We start from the raw sequence: 17,969 nt of genomic DNA on the forward strand, positions 1-17,969 counted from the left end.
ATCCGGCTTGCCCTGCTGCCCGTGCTTGTCTGGCGCCCGCTCACAGGCCGAGCTCGGCAAGGGCCTCCTGCCGCTGGGGACTGAGCGCAAAACGACGGCGTCGCACGTTGCTCAGCCACTGCCCCAGGCGCACGTGGTCCCCGTCGTCGAGGGTCTCGATGTGCCGTTGGGGCACATCGAGGTGGCCTTCCCGCTCGAGGAAGAACCGTGCGGCGGCCAGGCCGCGCCGGAAGGCGCGTTCCCTCGCGGGCAGTCGGCCGCCTGCTTGGGAGCCGGGAGCAGGTACCGGGTCACGTCCCAGTTGGGCGAGGAGAGTGAGCTGCCCGGGGTGCAAGTGATCGACACGGGCACGCTGAGCCCTGACCCACTCCCCCGCGTCCGCCGTACCGGCTTCGTCCGGGCCTCTGCGCGCGGCGTGGTAGGCCCGTTGCCAGGCGACCGGCCAGGGCGGGTTCCACCACGGGTCCAAGGCGGTGAGGGCGGCCGCACGTTCTGCGGTGAGGCGGCTGGCGCGGGTGCGCTGGGTCGCCAGCCAGCGCCCGAGGGGATAGTCGTCGTGGACCTCGCCGACGGGGGCGGCGAGGTGGCCGTGGCGGGCGGCGTAGGCGCTGGCGTGGGCGAGGCCGCGGTCGAAGGCCTGCTGGCGGGGATCCCAGATGATGCCGAGGCGTTCCAGGGCCTGGGTGCGTGCTGGGTCGAGGGCGCCGGTGGTGTGCAGGTGGCGCTGCCAGGTCAGCCAGCGGCCCAGTGGGTAGTCAGCGGGGTCCTGATAGTTCTGGGGGACGTCCAGATGGTGGTGGGCGCGGTGGTATCGGCGCGCCGCGGTCAGGCCGCGGCGCCATTCGGCGCTCTTGGGAGCCAGGACCCGTAGGGAGAGAGCGAGGGCGACTTCTTCGGCCTGGGCGGGGCGGTCGAAGTGCAGCCATGCCTCGGGATCGTCCGCAGACGTGGTGGGGCGGTGCGTGCGGGGGTCGGCCAGGCGGGCCTCCAGGCGGTCGTCGTGGGCGCGCAGGGCCTGGATGGTGTGCCACAGCGGAGTGTAGGCGTCGGCGCCGAGGAGGTCGTCGGGGTCTTCGCCCGGGGTGAGGTAGACGGGGACGACGAGGGTGGCCTTCTTGCCTGCACCCGGCTGCTGGCGCAGGGCGCGGCCGACGGCCTGGACGGTGTCGACCGGGCTGTTCTTGGGGTCGGCGAAGACGACGGCGTCGATGGCGGGCACATCGATGCCCTCCCCCAGCACGCGTGCGTTGGACAGCACGGCCGGGGTGTGGGGGCCGGTGTGGGAGGCGAACTCCAGGAGGAGGCGGCGGCGGATCTGGGGGGCGTGGCGTCCGCTGATCCAGTCCGCCCACAGCCCTTCGGGGCGCAGGTTGTCGGGGAGGGTGGCGGCGGTGTCGGCCAGGGTGGCGGCAAAGGCGCGGGCGTCGGCGACACGGTGGTGGAAGGTCAGGACGCGGCGCAGTTCGTGGTCGTGGATGGCACGAAGCGTGGCGACCTGGCGGCCGGCCAGGCGCAGTCCGTCGACGCCTGCGCCGGGTCCGGTGGCGAGCCAGTCGCGCAGGTCTTCGTCGGTGACGACGGGGACGAGGATCTGGTAGTCGGCGAGCAGGCCGAGGTCGATGGCGTCGGAGAGGGTGAGCCGGTAGGCGACGGGGCCGAAGAGGGCTTCGTCGTCCATGGAGGCCACCGCCTCCGTGTTCTCGTCCGGGCTGTCATCGGGGTCCCAGACGCGGGGGGTGGCGGTCAGGTAGAGGCGCCGGGCGGTGGGGACCTGGTCGTCGTGGTGGACGGCGGCCCAGGCCTTGCTCAGGCGGCCGGCGGTGCGGTGGGCCTCGTCGACGACGACGAGGTCCCAGGGGGGCAGGCGGTGGTTGCTGTGGGCGGCGATGACGGCGGGCAGGGAGGCGTAGGTGGCGTAGACAGTGAGAGGCCCGGGGGGGCCGGTTGTGGCGGTGAGGGCGGTCAGGTCCGCGGGGTCGGTGGTCAGCGGGATGTCAGCGCCGAGCGGCTCGTGGTCGAGGGCCTGACGTGCCGAGCACACCGCCACGGCGGTCCCCTTGCGGCCGGCCAGGCGCCAGGAGCGGATCGTCTGCGACAGCAGGTCCAGTGTCGGCAGCAGCACCAGCACACGGCCGCGTGGAGCGACGCGGGCGGCGGTGCGGGCGGCGATCAGGGTCTTGCCGGTGCCGCAGGCCGCGATCACGCTCGCGCGGGGGTGGTTGCCGAGGACGCGGGTGGTCGCCGAGACGGCTTCCCTTTGGTGGGGGCGCAGTTCGAGGGCTGTGGTGGCCATGAGGGGGTGCCGCTCCGGGACATGAGCTGGTGAGGCGGTCGTGTTGACGGGAAGCCTGCTCGGTGGTGTTGCGGGCGGGTGTAGGCGGTTCAGCTTGCCGATGCCACGCGTAGGGCGCGGCTGAGCAGGATGGGGTTGCCCAGGTGGCGGCGTAGTTCTCTCTCCAGTCCGGCGACCGGCACCAGGTTCTGTGGGGCCCGGGTGTCTTTGTACTCGATGCTGGCGTATCGCGGCAGGAGGGCCTGGGAGAGGTTGGCCAGGTCGATCGCCGCGGGCGCGGGGATGTCGGCGGCGCATTCCAGGCGCACGATCCCGGCCCATGGGGCGCCGGGGGTGCACGGGAGGCGCAGGTACCAGGCGTGGCGGTCCCAGGAGGTGCCCATCAAGAACACCGGGCTGCGTTCGCCGGGGGCCAGGGTGGCGATCATGGCGTGCAGGTCGGGTGGCAGGTAGGCCGTGCGGTGGGACTTGATGAATCCCAGGGCGCGCGGCAGGTGGGTACGGCCGCGCAGCGGGCCGTCCACGACGAGGAGGTCCGAGCCTTCGGGGACGCCGTGGCCGGTCAGGGCGGCGCGGGCGTGGGTGGCGACAAAGACCTCGAGGTCGGTGAGTTGGCGTTGCAGTGCCGTGGAGAGGAGCACGGCGAGATTCTGGTCCTCGTCGTCGGGGGTGACGGTGGCCCTGTAGGTTCCGGCGGTGGTGGGCACGTCGGTGGCGTTGGCGGCGGTGGTGAACAGGCCGCGCCGGTAGTCGATGGTCAGCAGGTGTGCGCCGCGGTCGGGGCAGCAGCAGACGGCGCCTGCCGCGTAGGAGGCGCACAGGGCCATCCGGGCGTCCCGGACGGTGTTGCCGGGGCTGGTGGCCGGTTCGGTGGAGGGCGGCTGTTCGATCCAGATGCGGGCCTCGACGCGGCGGACGCCGTCGACGAACAGGACCGCGCCTGGTGCGGATACCTGGGAGGGCGAGATGGGTTTCCAGTCGGCCGGGGCGAGCTCGGTGTGAAGGGTGACCTTGGCGGTGGAGTCGGCGATGCCCTGTTCGGCGTCTTCGACGCTGGAGCCGTAGGTGGGGTCCCAGCCGTCGACGTGGAACCGCATGCGGGATCCCTGTGCTGCGATGGTCATGTGCCCTGCCGGGTGACGGTGGAGGTGCGGGTGTCGCGCTGGACGTGGAACTGGACCGGGATCTGTTCGGCGAGTGCGGTGACGTGGGTGATCACTCCGACCATCCGCTCTCCCTGGGCGAGGGTTTCCAGGGTGTCGGCGACGGTCTGGAGCGAATCGGCGTCGAGAGTGCCGAACCCCTCGTCGAGAAAGATGGATTCCAGTTTCGTGGCGCCTCCCAGGCCCGCCAGTTGGTCGGAGAGGGCCAGTGCGAGGGCCAGGCTGGCCTGGAAGGTTTCGCCGCCGGACAGGGTGCGCACCGAGCGTGCGGAGTCGGCGTCGAAGTGGTCGATGACGTAGAACTCGCCCTTTTGGTGGCTGAGGTCGAAGCGGTCGCCTGACAGTTGGCGCAGTGACCGGGAGGCGCCGGCGACCAGGGTGTCGAGGGCTGAGTTGGCGAGCCACTGGGGGAACTTGTTGGACCGCATCAGCCGGGCCAGTTCGGCGGCCACCTGCTGCCGGGTGCGGGCGGTCTCGATCCTTTCTTGTATCGAGGCGGCGTCGGCACGGCTGCGTTGGATCGTCTCGACCTGGCCGCGGGCGCGTTCGGCTGCGACCGCGACGATCCGCGGGGCCTGTGCGGCACGCCCCGGGGCATCGCCGAGGTTGTGGGGATCCAGGTCGTTGTCGCGCAGGAGTGTCTCCAGGCGCTCCAGAAGCTGATCGGCTTCGGCATGGGCGCTCTGGGCGTCGGATTCTGCGCGCGCGGTGGCGGTCTGCCGGTCGCCGGCCGATCGGCTGGCCCAGCCGGTCAGGGCGGCCCAGGCGGCGGCGAGGTCGTCGGTGTCGAGGCTCGGTGGATTCAGCGCTGCGACCGTGTCCCGGCTGGTGGTCAGCACGGATCGGGCTTTCGTGATGCGGTCTTGCCACTGTTTCTGCTCGGCCGCCGCTGCCTTGGCTGTCTCCAGTGTGGCGCCGGCGTCATGGGTGGCCGTCTTCACGGCTGCCTCGAGGCGGGCGCATTCCTCGAACAGGGTCGGCAGTTCCTCTTCCGGCGGTGCCTGGTGCAGGAGCGTGTCGAGTTCGCTCAGGCGGCCGATCAGGTTCGTTTTTTCAAGGTCGGCGGTTGCGGCGTTCCCGACGGCTGCGGTGAGGGCGGTCTGGGCGTCGGTCTGTGCACGGTCGGCTTCCTCCCGCGCCATGGTGGCGTCCGAGTGGGCCTTTTCGGCTTCGGTGGTTTCGGCTGCGGCGGCATCGAGATCGCGTTCTGCGGTGGCGGTTTGGGTGCGGGCCCAGACCTCCAGGCCCGCCCAGTCGGCGCTCGGGTCGTCGGTGTCGGCTGCCGGCGGATCGAGGGCGGCCACCGTGCCCAGTGTCGAGTGCAGGGCGTTGCGGGCCCGGTCGACTTCTCGCTGCAGCGTGGCCACGGCCGAGGTGGCGGAATCGTGGGCGGTGTGGGCCGTCTGCAGCGCGTCGCGGGTCTGCCGCTCATCGGCAGTCAACTGGTCGCGGGCTGCGGTGAGTTCGTCGAGGTGGGCGCGGTCGGCGGTGCAGTCGCGGTCGGAGCCGGCGGGGCGGCCGGGCAGCAGCGTGGCCAGCCTCGTGTCGAGCAGGGAGCGCCGGGTGGTGAGTTGGTCGACGGTCCGCTGTTGGTCGGCGGCCTTCGTTTGGGCGTCCTCGTGTCGGGCCAGCAGGTCACGGTGCTCTTTCGCGGCTGCGGCCCGCGCCTGCTGGGCGGTGTCGAGCGCGGGGTCGGACAGCGGCGGTGGGAGGGTGGTGACGTTCTGCTCGCAGACCGGGCAGTCGTGGCCGATCTGAAGCCGGGGGCGCAACTGTGCGGCACCGGCGAGGGCTTGGGCCTGCTCGAGCGCGGACGTGGCCGCATTCAGGCGCGCCTGTGCGCCGGCCACCGCCTCCGCGGTCCGGCTGGTCGTCTCGGTGCAGGCGTCCAGTTCGCCGGTGGCGTCGGTGAGCGCGCCGATGACATCGATGAGTTGGTCGAGGGTCTGGTGTGCGTCCGTGAGGCGGCTGCCGTCGCCGGCGGCGGTCAGCGCGCGGGCAGCCTGCTCGTGCCGGTCCCGGGCCACGGCCAGTTGCCCCGCGGCGGCTTCGACGTCGTCGGCATGGGCTGCCGCGCGGCTGGTCAGGTCGGTGACGCCGTCCGGGGTGCGGACGGCGGCGAGCAGTTGGAGGCGATGCTGCAGCTTCTCGTGCGTCTGCCGGGCGTGGTCGCGGTGCTCACGGGTCTCCTCGGCGACGCGGCGTGCCCCGTCGACGGCGTCCTTCGACGCCTTCAGCCGTTCTTCGTGCTGCGTCACCTCCCCCTGGGCGCGCTCCGCATCGGCGATGACGCCGTCGCGGCGCTCCGCCAGGGCTGTCCTCTCGGCGTACCGGTCGCGGGCGAGGGTCAGGTCGGTGCGCTGGGGGCCGGCCTGGGCTTCTTTGGTGGCGTCGGAGAGAGTCTGGGCGGCCGTGTCGGCGGCGTCACGGGCCTGCCGGGCCGCTGCGTGTGCCTGGGCGGCCTGGCGTTGCAGCTCTTCTGTGCCGTCGGGGGTGCGGATGGAGGTCAGCAGGGCGGTCTCGTCGCGCAGCGTGTCGGTTCGGGTGTCGGCCTCGTGTGCGCGGGTGTGTGCTGTGGTGATCTGGGGCACGAGTTGGTCGACGGTGGCGGCCAGGCGTTCGAGGGCCTCGACCCGCGCCTGCGCGGTGGCCTCGGCTTGGGGGGTGGCGTCGGCGTGCCGGTTGAGCTGGTCGTTGAGGATCTCGACTTCGTTGGCTGCTTGTTCGGCCTGGGCGCCGGCGCGTTTGCCGATGCCTTCGTACTGGGCGGCGCCGAGGAGTTTGAGGAGGATCTGCTGCCGTGCGCTGGCGTTGGCGGTCAGGAAGCGGGCGAAGTCGCCCTGGGGCAGGACGACGCACTGGCAGAAGTCGTCGAAGGACAGGCCGAGCAATTTCTCGATGGCGGGGTTGAGTTCCTTGATCTCCCCGGCCAGTACCTCCGGCTGCGGTCCGTCCGCCTCGGCCTCGGTGGCGGTGGGGTCGGTGAACTGCACCAGGCTGACGGACTTCTGCTGGATCTGCTGGCCGGTGCGGCGGACCTCGCGGGCGACCTGGTAGCGCTGCGGGCCGATGTCGAAGGTGAGCGAGACCGTGCATCGGTTGCTCGTGGGGGCGAGCGCGTAGGCGATGGCGTTGCTGCGTCCCCACCGGTAGGCCGAGCCGTACAGGGCGAACGTCAGCGCGTCGAGGAGGGTGGACTTGCCCGAACCGGTGGGGCCGACGAGGGCGAAGTAGTCGGTGTCGGTGAAGTCGACCACGGTGGGTGCGCGGAAGCCGGCGAAGCCGTTGAGCTCCAGGCGAACGGGACGCATCTGTGGGATTCCTTTGAGCGGGCGGAGGCAGGCCTCGGGTGTCAGGAACGGGCGGTCGAGCGGGTCAGGTCGTCGTGCAGCCGGTTGAACAGATCCGTGACCCGGTCGTCCTTGACACCGACGCTGTCGCAGTAGTCGGCAAACAGCTGCGCAGGTGTCCTGACCGGCTGGTGGACGCCGATCCCTGCCGTGGCTCCGGTGCTCGCGTGGTCGGGGTGGATGAGGATCTGCAGGGCGTTGGGGAGGGCTTCGTAGAGGTCGTCGCGCATGCCGGCGTAGGCGGGCTGGGTGATCACGAGCCGGAGGTAGTCCTCGCCGTAGCCGGCGGGGTCGGCGGTGAGCTGGGCGACGGTTCCCTCGACGGTGCGCAGTCCGCGGCCGGCCGTGACGGGGATGTCGGTGATCTGGGCGGGGGTACCGGGGGTGGCCTCGACGAGGCAGACGACGTGGGTGTTGTTCTGCTCGCCGAAGTCGATGGCGTAGGGAGAGCCGCTGTAGTGCACCGGGCAGGCGGCGGGGATGTGCTGTCGGCGGTGCAGATGGCCCAGGGCCACGTAGTGGGCGTCGACGGGGAAGATGGCGGCCGGCACGTGGTATTCCATGATGGATTGGGCGGGGCGCTCGCCGCCGCCGAAGATGCCGCCGGTGCAGGTCAGGTGGGCCATGATGATGTTGACGGCGTCCGGGGTGAACGCCCCGGTCAGATTGGCCAGGACGTCACGGACGAGCTGGTCGTAGGCGCCGACGTTCTGCGACGGGGTGTTGGCGATGATCTCCGCGGCGCGGACGGCGTAGCGCTGGGAGAGGAACGGCAGGACGGCGACGTTGACGGGCTCGTCGGTGGACTTGGCGCGGAAGGTGTGCACGCCGCCCTTGGAGGCCGCTCTGGCCTGTCCGTGGACGTGGATGCCGGCGACGTTCATCAGTGGCCTGTATGCCTCGAAGGTGGCGCCGTGGTCGTGGTTGCCGGCGATGACGATGACCTCGATGCCCTGCTTGGCCAGGCGCAGCAGGGTACGCACGACCAGTCTCTGGGCGTCCGCGGTTGGTGCGGCGTTTTCGTAGAGGTCGCCGGCGATGAGGACGGCGTCGACGTCGTGGCCTATCGCGATCTGGGTGATCTCTTGCAGGACGCCTGTCTGCTCCTCGAGCCGGTTGCGGCCCTTGAGGGTCTTGCCGATGTGCCAGTCGGAGGTGTGAAGGAACTTCACGGGGCGGGGTCCTTTTCGGGTGGCTGAGGCAGAGCAGCGGGGCGCGTTGGTGCGCTGAGGAGGGTGGTGGCGGACGTCAGTAGGGCGGCTCGTCGATGGCGCCGTCGTCGGTGTCGTCGGGCCACGGGTCACTGTCTGTCCGGGGCAGCCTGCTGAACGGGTCCTGTCGCACTGTGCTGCCGGTGGCCTGGCCGGCTGCGGGGGTGCCGGTGGAGAAGGTGGGGTCGGCGACCTCGGAGAGGCGGGTGGCCCAGGCGGGGAAGGGGAACTCGACGGCGAGCGGTACCGGGATCTCCGGCTGGGAGACGAACATGGTGCCGGGCCGGGCGAGCGTGGCGCGCTGGCGCTGCGAGGCGGGCAGGAAGCCGTACTCGGGGCGGCCGGCCTCAGCCGCGTCGAGCCGGCCGACGATCTTGATCGAGGAGTTCGACACGATGCGCCGTTCCACCTCGGAGGCGGTCTGCTGGGCGCCGATGAGGATGATGCCGAGTGAGCGGCCGCGTTCGGCGATGTCCAGCAGTACGTCCTTGATCGGGGAGGAACCCTCGCGGGGAGCGTACTTGTTGAGCTCGTCGACCATCGTGAACAGCAGCCCGCCCGGGCCGGCTTGCTCCTTGCGGGCGGTCTCCGCGGCCAGCACGACACCGACGACGAACCGCTGGGCCCGTTCCGGCAGGTTGTGCAGGTCCACCACGGTGACCTGCTGCTGCGAGGTGTCGATGGAGTGCGAAACGGGGTGATCGGTGACCGTGCTCAGGTCGCCGCGCAGCAGCGGCCCGAGCGGCCGCTGGGAGGACCGCAGCCGCCGCACGAACGCGTTCACCGTGCCCAGGCCGATGGCCGGGCCCGCCCAGTCCGGGCGGGTGAGGTCGTCGGTGACCTTGTCACAGATGAAGTCGACCATCTCCGGCCAGGTGCGAAGACTGTTCCCGTCGATAGTGACCGCGCCGTCGTTGCCTGCGGCCTGGGCGTCGCGGCGCAGCCGGCTGGTGACCTGGTGCACGACGATCGTGTACTGGTTCTTCTCGTCCTCGACGTCGGCGAACACGTAGGGCAGCAGTTCGCGCTGGCAGAACTCCGCCAGGGTCCACCAGAAGGCGGTGACGCCGCTGGTCCTGCCGGTGACGTGGGGGCGGCCGGTGGTGTCGCCGGGCAGCGGCGGGGCGTAGAAGCCGGCCGAGGCGAAGGGCCGGGCGGGCAGGCCGAGTTGGGCGTACGCGGCGCTCAGCTCCCCGTCGAGGCGGGTGTTGGGCTGGTCGACGAACAGCAGGTCCTCGCCCTTGACCGAGAAGATCAGCGCCTTGGCGTTGACCGCGCGGGCCCCCAGGGCGCCCGAGGTGAACAGCGAGTGCAGCAAGAACAGCGCGAAGCTGGTCTTGGTGGCCACTCCGGAGATACCCGAGATCGACACGTGGGCGCCACGGGTGCCGTCGAGGAACTCGAGGTTGAGGTAGATCGGTTCGCCGTCGCGGCCGATGCCGGCGGGAACACGCGCGTCCATCCGGTCGAAGTACAGCGCGGCGTCCCGGGCCGCACCTGCGGCCCGGACGGCGACCTCGCCGGGGCGCGGCGGGACATAGCATTCGGGGTCGACACGGGTGGTGGTGACTTCGGCGATCTCCTGCACGGTCGCCGGCAGGATCCCGTCGGCGATGAGAAACACATCCGAGCCGAAGGCGGCTCCCTCGTGGCGAGCCACCACCTCGGTCACCACACCGGAGGTGACGACCGTCCCGCGCCCGGGGATCTCCCGGCGGGTACTGACCACGTCATCGAGCTGCAGATACGCGTCCGGGGAGAGAGCGACGTGGAACTTCAACGGCGTGGAGTCCTCGGTACCTGCTACCTTCCCCACCTCCTCTTCGGCGTCGCCGCCGGTGAGGCGGCCTGCAAACGGCTGCCGGCCGGTCGCGGGCGTGGAACTGCGGCCGAATACGGTGCGGTCGGCGCCGTGGGGCTCGGAGTCGGTGTCGGTCATCGGCCGGTCCCTGTCGGTCTTGCGGTGTCGGGCGCTGCCGACCGGCGGTGAACACCGATCGGGGCGCGCCGAAACATGGGTCGGTATCTGTGAGTACAGACCGTAACCAAAGGGATGCCTGCCGCGAGGGGTTTTGTCGATAACGCAGAGAAAATGGGCAGACCGGGAGCGGTTCGCCCGGACAAGCCAGAGCATCGCGCGACGGGTGACGACCTTCCCTCGACGCTCCTGCGCCGGTGACGCCCTGTCAGCTGTGCGTCTGGGCCGCCGACGGCCCAGGCTCCGTCTGCTCGAACTCCCTTTTGTGCGGTGCCTGAAGCGCACGCGGGGCCGTGCGCGTCCCTTGGCCTTGTGTGCGGTGGAGACGGTGACCTGGGCGTGCGGTTCGGGGGCGAGGCGGGCGACGACGGCAACGGCGAGGACGGCGACGGCGCCGTGGGTGAGGATGGTCTCGGCGCCGTGGTGTCGGCGAGCTTGACCAGGGGCTGCAGATCGCGGCCGGCCGCGTCGTGGAAGGCGTCGTCCTGCAGATCACCCCAGCAAGGGGAAAAGGATCGGTTCGGGGTGGTGGCCGCGGCAGCCTTCCTCCGGGTCACGGGCAGCGGGAGCCAGGACCTGCAGGCTGCCTCCTCCCCCGACGAGAGCGACCCGGCAACCAGCCGCCATGAGAGACACCACCTGGGCCATGACACCGACATTGATACGGCACAGCGGTCCTGGTGAACATCCAGCAGGTCCCCGGCATGGCGGCGGCGCCCGCGGCACCGGCACCCGAACCCGTCGCGACGGGCCCCGCTGCTCGCAAGAAGACGGCGAAGGCACCGGGCACGGCCAAGCAGGCAAGGGACAAGAAGCCCGCCACCGCGGACCCGAAGCGGGCCGGCCGGAAGACCGCTGCCAAGGCACCGGCCCCTCCGCGTCAGCCTCACCCACCCTCGTCGGCCTCGTCCGCGGGCACTGGCGGACCTGAGCGAACCCCGCTCCGCTGCCGAAATCACCACCGCACTGGGGCAGCAGCACCCCGAGCGCAGCATCAAGACGACCGTAATCCGCACGACGCTCGAAGGACTTGTGGCCAGGAACCAGGCCCAGCGCACCAAGCAGGGCTCATCCGTCTTCTACACCGCCCCCGACGCAGCCGAGACGGCCGCGCCCTCCGAGCAGCCCGTCTGACCGGCCACCGAGCCGCCGGCAGCCCGTTCAGCCCTGCCCCCCCTCGCGATCCTGCGGCAGAGAACGCCTCGCTCCGGCGGGCACGCGGCACTCGTCTGCGGATGACGAGACATGTCCTGTCCGGCTGCGCAGGAGGCTGCGGTCCTTGCTCGCGTCCATGCCCTTCATGGTGGCGATCCGCGCTGCCGTCGCCGAGCTGGCTGTGCAGGACCAGCGTGTCGCACCGCCCGTGCTGAACTGATGGAGTGAGGCAGAACGACCAGCCGACCGACGAGATGCGACCGTTGCGACATCCGACCAGTGCAACGGTGCACGAGAGCAGGCGCCCTGACGTTCCTCAACGCCCCGCCGACATAAAGCAGTTGCATCGCCACCGTGGTGTGATGTCTTCCTCTCCGCCCAACGTGCCGGACGGCACCATGAGGGAAGAATGGCGCGACCTGATCAGGCCCGTGGCGTTCCTGAACAGGACGCACCACCGGCTGGTGACACGCGCACCGGTTTGGCTGGCCGGTTCTTGCGCCCTTTACCTCCTGGGCGGATTCCTGCTGGGCCGGTCTACAGGCCCTGGCTGGGATATGCACTGTCTTTGACGGGCTGGCTGCCGGTTCCCGGACTGACCGGGGCAGCGACGGGGCACATCGTCACGCGGCAGATGCAGCGACGCCGCTCCACCGCCCTTGCAGATCTGCTGCGCCGGATGCGGGCACAGTCCGGTGGACCGGGTCCCCCTCCGCCCGGGAGTGGTACGTGAGATCCCTCGACAAAACTGCAAGCGGAGGGCGGAGCGGCGCGGGAGTTCGTGAACGATTTCATCAACAACCCTCACCGAGGCAACTCGCGGCCGGCAAAGGACCATTGGACGCACACCGTCCAGCACGTGGCCGATCACGCACAGGGGCTCGAGGCTCTCAAACCCGCGGAAGCAGAGCGGCACGTGGAGGTTACCGCCCGTATGCCCGCTCATGGACCGGCACGTGCACACAAGTGCTGGGCCTGCGGCGTGCGTCCCTCAACACCTTGGTGGCGACGACGACATGACTGACGAGGCACCCACGGAGCAGGCCATCCGGCAGATGCCTGCCGGAGTGTTCGAGGACGCCGCATCCGAGTCCTTGCAGGAGGCAGCGAAGAACATCACCCGTGCAGGCCTTCACCGTGCCCCGACCATCAAAGATGTTGAAGCGTACGTCCGCCGACACGCGCAGCTGCTGGATCCGCCCCGCCGCCAACGTCTCACGGCCATCCTGGCCGCACGGCTGCGGAAGGTCCAAGGCCTGGTGTACGAGGAGGCCGCGGCAAGGCGAACCACGACACCCCTCGAACCCCGGCAGCGTATGGCAGAGCCGCCTCGCGGCGGCGGTGATGTCACGGCCGCTTACCGCATGCGCCTGGAGCTCTCGATGAAGGCCGTCGATGACCCGGAGCTCGCGGCAACCCTCGACGCAGACGACTCGCCCGTGTCCGCCTCTCGGCTCCGGCAGTACCTCTTCAGCGAAGCCGTCTGCCTTCAGCTGCTGCTGGCCTATCGACCACGCACCCTGAATCGGGACGAACTCCACGGGAGGGCTCGCCCACTCCTACGGAACCCCGTCTTCCGCGCATACGGGGAAGCCAGTCGTCACCGACGCGCCAGCCTGCACGGCACATCCGACGAGAGCAGAGTCGGCCGGATGATCGACAGCCTTGCCCGGGACATGGACGAGACGGACGCCGAAGAGTGGTGGGTAGTGGGCTCTCTCCCCCCGAGGAATACGGCTGAACGGAGCCTGCGCGGACCGGGCTTGCTCAGCGGGGGCGCCAGGTACGGATTTCGAGGTGGGTGATGTGCGCATCGGAGTGGATGCGGCCGGTTTCCACGAGCCATTGGTGCACGGCGGCGGTGACATCGCCGCCGGCGGCGTCCACGCGGCGCGCGAAGTCGGCGGCGTCGAAGCCACCGGTCCGGGCGGAGCCGTAGGAGCGTTCCTCGGTGTGGTCGGCGCGCTGGATGACGTCGCGGCGGATGCCGGGTGAGTCGGTGCGGCTGCCGGAGGGGTGCACGTAGCCGGTTTCGGCGAGACGGACGGTGAAGGCCAGGCGCAGGCCCTGGCGGGCGGCTTCGGCGATCAGAGGGCGCAGGCGGGCGGAGCCGGAGGCGATGGCCTGGGCACCGACGCGTCCGGTGCCGGAGCCGGTGGGGGTGATCAGGACGGCTTTGGTGCGGACCCGGGCGCGGGCGCCGGAGGCGGTGGTGCGCCGGTGGGTGTGCCGGGCGGCGATGGCAGCGAGTTCGGGCAGGTCGGTGATGCCTGCGGCCTCGACGGCGGTGAGGACTTCGCGCAGGGCGGGGACGAAGGCCGCGCCCTTGTTCTTGGTGTAGAACTGCGAGACCAGGGAGGGGTCGCGGTCGATGATGCGGGCGATGTCGCGTTTGGTGAAGCCGGCTTGTTGGAGCCGGGCGGCGAGGCGGGCTGCCTCGTTCAGCTCGGCCTGCCTTCTGCGGCGGGGGCGGGGGCGGGGCGGCATCAGGCCTCCTGGCCGGTGGTGAGGGCGGCGCGTCCGGCGTTGCGCAGTGTGAGGAGCTCTTCCTCGGTGGTGGGCGCCGCCAGCGGGCCGGTGAGGTGTCCGCGCAGCAGGTAGTCGCCGGGCTGGTGGTGGTAGGGCCAGGTGTGGGGCTGGGTGAGGTAGAGGGCGTCGGTGCGGAAGGCGATCACGGTGCCGGGCGGGGTGTGCAGGGCCCCGGCGTAGGTGTCGTCGTCTCGGTGGCGTTGGGTGAGCAGGGCGGCGCGGGCGCCGGACCAGATCGCGGCGGCCCATTCGGGGTGGGCGTTGGGGTCGCGGGCGAAGCCGGTGGGTTTCTGCCAGGTGATCAGTTCGTTGTCGAAGCCGATGATTTCGGCGTCCGGCGGGACGTCGCGTTCCATGCTGCGGGGGGTGGTGCCGGTGACCATGCGGGGGCGCTGGGCGAAGGAGCCGATGCCGTACAGCAGGATGGAGCGCACGGCGCGGGAGGCGAGGTGGGCGGCCCTTGCTTGCTGGGCGTCGCCCTGGAAGTGGGCCTGGGCGCAGAGGTTGGTCCAGGTCTCCTTGAGCTTCTTGGCCCAGTCGTCCAGCGGTTTGCCGTCCTCCCACAGGATGCCGTCGAGGATCTCGATCTTCCACGGCTGGAGGGGGTTGGTCAGGGCGGTGTGGATTTCGGGGCCGCCGGCCCAGGTGGTGAAGGTGGTACCGGGCTCGGCGGGGTAGTGCCAGGCGCGGTCGCCGGGGGCGGGGGCGGGCAGCAGGCCGACGTGGTCCCAGCCGTCCGGCACGGTGACCCGGACCTGCCAGTGCCCGCACCCGTACAGGGCGCGCATCTGTTCCTTCTCGCTCCAGGCGGCGAAGGCCGCGGCGGTGATGCGGCGGGGGGTACCGACCGGGGACTTCCAGGTGTGCTTGGCGTAGGCGAAGGTACGGTCGTACTCGACGAGCTGGGGCAGCTGCTCGGGCACGCGGGGCGGGGTGATGAGTTCGTTGCGGCCCTGTCCTGCGGTGGCGTGCAGCAGGCCGCGCAGGTCCTCCGACAGCACGGGGAAGCCCTCGGCGTGCTGTCCGCGCTGCGGGATGGTGCGCGTCCACAGGTCGCGGCCGGTCTGGGACGGGGAGCCCATGAGGACCGCATCGGGCCAGTGGCGGCGCAGGGCCTGCCACAGCAGCACGAACGCGTCGCGGACGGTTGCCGGATCGTCGCCGTCGACGTCGAACCACTCCCCCACCGAGCGGACCTCCACATGGTGATCGCTGTTGTCGCGCTGGTAGCGGCCGACGGGGTTGCGGGCGTGGACGAAGTGCCCGGCCATCCGGTCGCGGCCGCGGCCGGTGTCGGTGCGCCAGCCCGGGGTGGGGCCGTTCAGCCAGGCGGCGACCGCATCACGCAGGTAGGGGTGGCGGTCGGCGTCACGGTGCCAGGGGTCGCCTGCGGTGATGTAGATGCGTTCCACGCCCTCGGGGATGGTGTGGAAGACGGCGGTGAGGAGGTCCGCGGCCGACCGGTCGGCGAGGTCGAGGTGGTGGGTCTGGTTGCGGTGGACCAGGATCCCGGTGGTGGTGTCCAGGAAGACGGTGGAGCGGGCCTGCTGGGTGAAGTTGGGCCGGGCGGAGGCCAGCCCGGGGGTAGGCGCGAGCCAGGCATCGCCGCTGGCCCCTGCGGGGATGGAGGGCAGATCCCGTGGCGCCTGAGGCGCTGTGGGCGCCTGCGGGGCTGCGGGTTCGACGGGAGCCTTGGGCGGAGCAGGTCGCGCGGCGGCAGCGGTCATCGCGGGGACGACCGCTGCCTGCTGCGGCGGGGACGGTACGGCTTCGGGAGCGGCCTGGATGGTGGACGGCTCGGCCGCCGGCCGCAGGGCGTCGTTCACGGCGAGGCTGTCGGGGGCCAGGGCCGGGGCGAGGGCGACCACGTCGGCCACGCCCAGTCCCGCCGCCGGGGCGATCCGCTCGGCCTTCGCCTTCGGGTAGGAGGCCAGCTGGACGATCAGCTTGTCGCGGTCCGCTTCCTGCTTCGCCAGTGCGGCCCGAATCTTCTTGATCCGGTCCCGCACGGTGCGCAGGTCGGCGAGCGCGGCGCTGTAGCTCTGTGCGTCCATCGGGCGTTCCTTGTCCGGGGCCGGGTTCAGTCGACGGTGGCGTGAGTGGAAACGTAGGCGAGGGCTCCGCCCGAGTGGGAGGCCAGCCGTGTGCCCAGCAGTTGTTCGGCAAGCTGCCGGTCTCCGCCGGCGGGGGAGGTGAGGCGGGTGTGCGGGGTGACCAGGTCGGTGACGTAGCCGGCCAGGCAGGCATCGGGAAAGGCATGGCGGCCCTCGGAGTTCTTCTCCCACCGCTGAAGGCCGGTCAGGACGGCCACCACGTAGCCCGCGAGGGTTACCGGCAGCACTCCCCCGGCCGCGACGCTCGCCGGGTCGCACCGCCACCAGCCGCGCAGCGCCTTGAGCAGGTCCTCCGACGGGAGGTCGGCGGCGAAGCCGAGCCAGGAGCGTTCCGGTTCCTGCGTCCGCCGGGCCGCATCCACCCGCAGGACGGCGATTTCGCGGACCGGCAGCCGGTCGAGCGGCGCCTGCCGCCGCGCCTGCAGGGCCTGGACCACCTCGAGCGGGACCATGACGCGCACGCCGCGCCGGGACAGGCCCGGCAGCAGTCCGGCAGCGACGAGGCGGCGGAACGTGGTGATCGCGCAGCCGAGCTCTGCCGCGGCCTGCCCGGTCGTCAGCAGCATCCCACCCCCTCCCTACATGCAAACTCTGATATCTGATTCGGCATGAAGATTAGCGGGACCCTGAGGAACCGTCAAAGACCGGACGACCGGACCTCGCCCATCAAGCCCAGGCCTCCTGCCTGCCGACGGCTCAGGGCCGCCCCGACCACGACGACTGCCACCGAGTCGTCCATCGACACGCCGGGCACAGGTTGTCGTCGTGCTCGTAGCGCCGCTTCTCGATATATGGGTCGTTGCACCTCATTTGACAGCCCCCCAACAGCCCCGCCCCCCACACGCGGATCCTGGCGAAGAATCACGACATCCCCGACCAGCCAGAACACCCACTGCCCACAACCCGCACGAATACCGATCAACCAACCCGTGAGTCCGGCGCCGATCAGGTCGGCCAGGTCACCGGCGCCCGGCCAGGCGAACCCGATGAGCGGGCGGCAGCAGACGGCAGCGGAAACGCACCGTGTGGATCCTGGCCCTGGAGAGCGACGCAGCAGGCGGAGAAGGAGGCTCTCTTGCTGAGCCGGGACGTCGCCCAGCTCAAGCGGAGGCTGGATGACGCCGACTTCATCCGGGCCCAGGAGAAGGTCGTCGAGACGGCGAAGGAAACGGGGGAAGCGGCCCGGACCGCCCGGGACGCCGCCAAGACTGCGCACGACGTCCACCGCAAGGACGTCACCGGCCGCTGGTCCGCATTCCTCCTCGACCGCTGCGGCAGATCGATCCGGCCGTCGCAACCGCCTCCGTCGATCCGCAGGACGTCACCGTCCGGTTGAGCGAGCGGGGTGAACCCGTCAAGCCGTTCACGGACGTCTCGGCGGGCGGAAACCCGAAGGTTGCCACCCCCATCGCAGTGCTTCCGTCTCTGCGCGACCTGGGCCAGGCGGATCCCTCGGTACGGGTTCCGCTGCTCCTGATCATTGGCCCACCGCTTGCCGGCCTGGGATCCACCGGGCTGAACCACGAAACCATCCTGCACTGATCGACACCCTCATCTCCATCGCCGACGAACCCTCGCCCGACGGCTACGCCTGCCAGGTCATCGCCGCGGCCAACGGCGCACCACCTCGCGCCTGTCCCGGCGGGCGGGAGATCCACATCACCGCCGAGCGGAGGTTCTTCGACGACGCTCCCGTTCTCGACAGCCGAACGCCCTGTGCCCCAGCGGTGGTCGGGCAAGGGCAATGTCTCCAGGCCGGGACAATGGCCCTCCGTACGAGGGCCATCCCGCTGCCAGAGGTCGGTCATCGGCGGGCAGGGCGCAGCGGTCCTGGACAGCGATGTGGAGGGTGCGCAGGCGCTGGGTCCGTGTGGGGCGGACGACCTCGAACCAGTCGGCGCCAGCCGGCATCAGGCCGAGATCCTGCCCGATTCGTCTCGGCAAGACGCGCGCCCGTGGGCGGAGCCGCACTGGCTGACGCGGTTCGCTCGCCCCTGCGAGGGCACGGGACCGGATTCGGCCGGCTGATCGCGGCAGGTGCGCGGATGTCGCGGGCTGGGACATGCCCCTTGTAGCAGACGGGTAGTTGATCTCGGCGGCTCAGTCAGCGATCTCTCGCCTTGGCCGCGGCCGTCTCCCGCGGCACCGTCCAGAGCGCGGAGGCCGGTACCTCGGC

General features: G+C 71.0%; 10 protein-coding genes and 1 pseudogene. 2 read left to right on the top strand and 9 right to left on the bottom strand.

Going from position 1 to position 17,969, the window contains the following annotated elements:
• Positions 1-40: 40 nt before the first annotated feature.
• The 6 genes and pseudogenes from G6W55_RS23215 to G6W55_RS38885 form a co-directional block, all read right to left on the bottom strand.
• Positions 41-2,293 carry a DEAD/DEAH box helicase gene (locus G6W55_RS23215; protein WP_175522776.1) on the bottom strand — a complete coding sequence of 751 codons (2,253 nt, stop codon included), beginning with the start codon at positions 2,291-2,293 and terminating at the stop codon, positions 41-43.
• Positions 2,294-2,382: 89 nt separating this feature from the next.
• Positions 2,383-3,390, bottom strand: a complete 1,008-nt coding sequence (locus tag G6W55_RS23220) for a hypothetical protein (RefSeq protein WP_175522777.1) — start codon at positions 3,388-3,390, stop codon at positions 2,383-2,385.
• Between the two features lie 23 nt (positions 3,391-3,413).
• Complete coding sequence (locus G6W55_RS23225; protein WP_175522778.1) at positions 3,414-6,767, bottom strand: AAA family ATPase; 3,354 nt, start codon at positions 6,765-6,767, stop codon at positions 3,414-3,416.
• A 41-nt stretch (positions 6,768-6,808) separates the two neighbouring features.
• Positions 6,809-7,978 carry an exonuclease subunit SbcD gene (locus tag G6W55_RS23230; RefSeq protein ID WP_175522779.1) on the bottom strand — a complete coding sequence of 390 codons (1,170 nt, stop codon included), beginning with the start codon at positions 7,976-7,978 and terminating at the stop codon, positions 6,809-6,811.
• Between the two features lie 76 nt (positions 7,979-8,054).
• Positions 8,055-9,956, bottom strand: coding sequence for an ATP-binding protein (locus tag G6W55_RS23235; protein ID WP_217687264.1), 1,902 nt, complete (start codon positions 9,954-9,956; stop codon positions 8,055-8,057).
• A gap of 321 nt (positions 9,957-10,277) precedes the next feature.
• Positions 10,278-10,667, bottom strand: a pseudogene (locus tag G6W55_RS38885) (DNA helicase); the annotation flags it as partial.
• Between the two features lie 1,499 nt (positions 10,668-12,166).
• Here G6W55_RS38885 and G6W55_RS23245 point away from each other — a divergent pair.
• Positions 12,167-12,955, top strand: coding sequence for a DUF6082 family protein (locus G6W55_RS23245; RefSeq protein WP_175522780.1), 789 nt, complete (start codon positions 12,167-12,169; stop codon positions 12,953-12,955).
• On the opposite strand, the gene G6W55_RS23250 is transcribed toward G6W55_RS23245, so the two are convergent.
• The 3 genes from G6W55_RS23250 to G6W55_RS23260 are packed head-to-tail and all read right to left on the bottom strand — an operon-like array spanning position 12,918 to position 16,359.
• Complete coding sequence (locus G6W55_RS23250; protein WP_175522781.1) at positions 12,918-13,637, bottom strand: helix-turn-helix domain containing protein; 720 nt, start codon at positions 13,635-13,637, stop codon at positions 12,918-12,920. The genes G6W55_RS23245 and G6W55_RS23250 overlap by 38 nt on opposite strands.
• Positions 13,637-15,733: a hypothetical protein gene (locus G6W55_RS23255; RefSeq protein ID WP_175522782.1), complete on the bottom strand. Its 2,097-nt coding sequence runs from the start codon at positions 15,731-15,733 to the stop codon at positions 13,637-13,639. Before G6W55_RS23255 ends, G6W55_RS23250 begins: the two co-directional genes overlap by 1 nt.
• Positions 15,734-15,759: 26 nt before the next feature.
• Positions 15,760-16,359, bottom strand: a complete 600-nt coding sequence (locus G6W55_RS23260) for a helix-turn-helix domain-containing protein (RefSeq protein WP_175522783.1) — start codon at positions 16,357-16,359, stop codon at positions 15,760-15,762.
• Positions 16,360-16,868: 509 nt separating this feature from the next.
• On the opposite strand from G6W55_RS23260, the gene G6W55_RS23265 reads away from it, so the two are divergent.
• Positions 16,869-17,129 carry a hypothetical protein gene (locus G6W55_RS23265; RefSeq protein WP_175522784.1) on the top strand — a complete coding sequence of 87 codons (261 nt, stop codon included), beginning with the start codon at positions 16,869-16,871 and terminating at the stop codon, positions 17,127-17,129.
• Positions 17,130-17,969 lie beyond the last annotated feature (840 nt).

Origin of the sequence: Streptomyces sp. CAI-85 (genome assembly GCF_013363615.1) — a bacterium.
Classification (GTDB): domain Bacteria; phylum Actinomycetota; class Actinomycetes; order Streptomycetales; family Streptomycetaceae; genus Streptomyces; species Streptomyces antibioticus_B.

Excerpts from the sequence above, each read along its gene's own strand:
- G6W55_RS23250 (WP_175522781.1), bottom strand. The coding sequence starts at position 13,637 with ATGCCGCCCCGCCCCCGCCCCCGCCGCAGAAGGCAGGCCGAGCTGAAC.
- G6W55_RS23220 (WP_175522777.1), bottom strand. The coding sequence starts at position 3,390 with ATGCGGTTCCACGTCGACGGCTGGGACCCCACCTACGGCTCCAGCGTC.
- G6W55_RS23235 (WP_217687264.1), bottom strand. The coding sequence starts at position 9,956 with ATGACCGACACCGACTCCGAGCCCCACGGCGCCGACCGCACCGTATTC.
- G6W55_RS23215 (WP_175522776.1), bottom strand. The coding sequence starts at position 2,293 with ATGGCCACCACAGCCCTCGAACTGCGCCCCCACCAAAGGGAAGCCGTC.
- G6W55_RS23255 (WP_175522782.1), bottom strand. The coding sequence starts at position 15,733 with ATGGACGCACAGAGCTACAGCGCCGCGCTCGCCGACCTGCGCACCGTG.
- G6W55_RS23245 (WP_175522780.1), top strand. The coding sequence starts at position 12,167 with ATGACTGACGAGGCACCCACGGAGCAGGCCATCCGGCAGATGCCTGCC.
- G6W55_RS23225 (WP_175522778.1), bottom strand. The coding sequence starts at position 6,767 with ATGCGTCCCGTTCGCCTGGAGCTCAACGGCTTCGCCGGCTTCCGCGCA.
- G6W55_RS23260 (WP_175522783.1), bottom strand. The coding sequence starts at position 16,359 with ATGCTGCTGACGACCGGGCAGGCCGCGGCAGAGCTCGGCTGCGCGATC.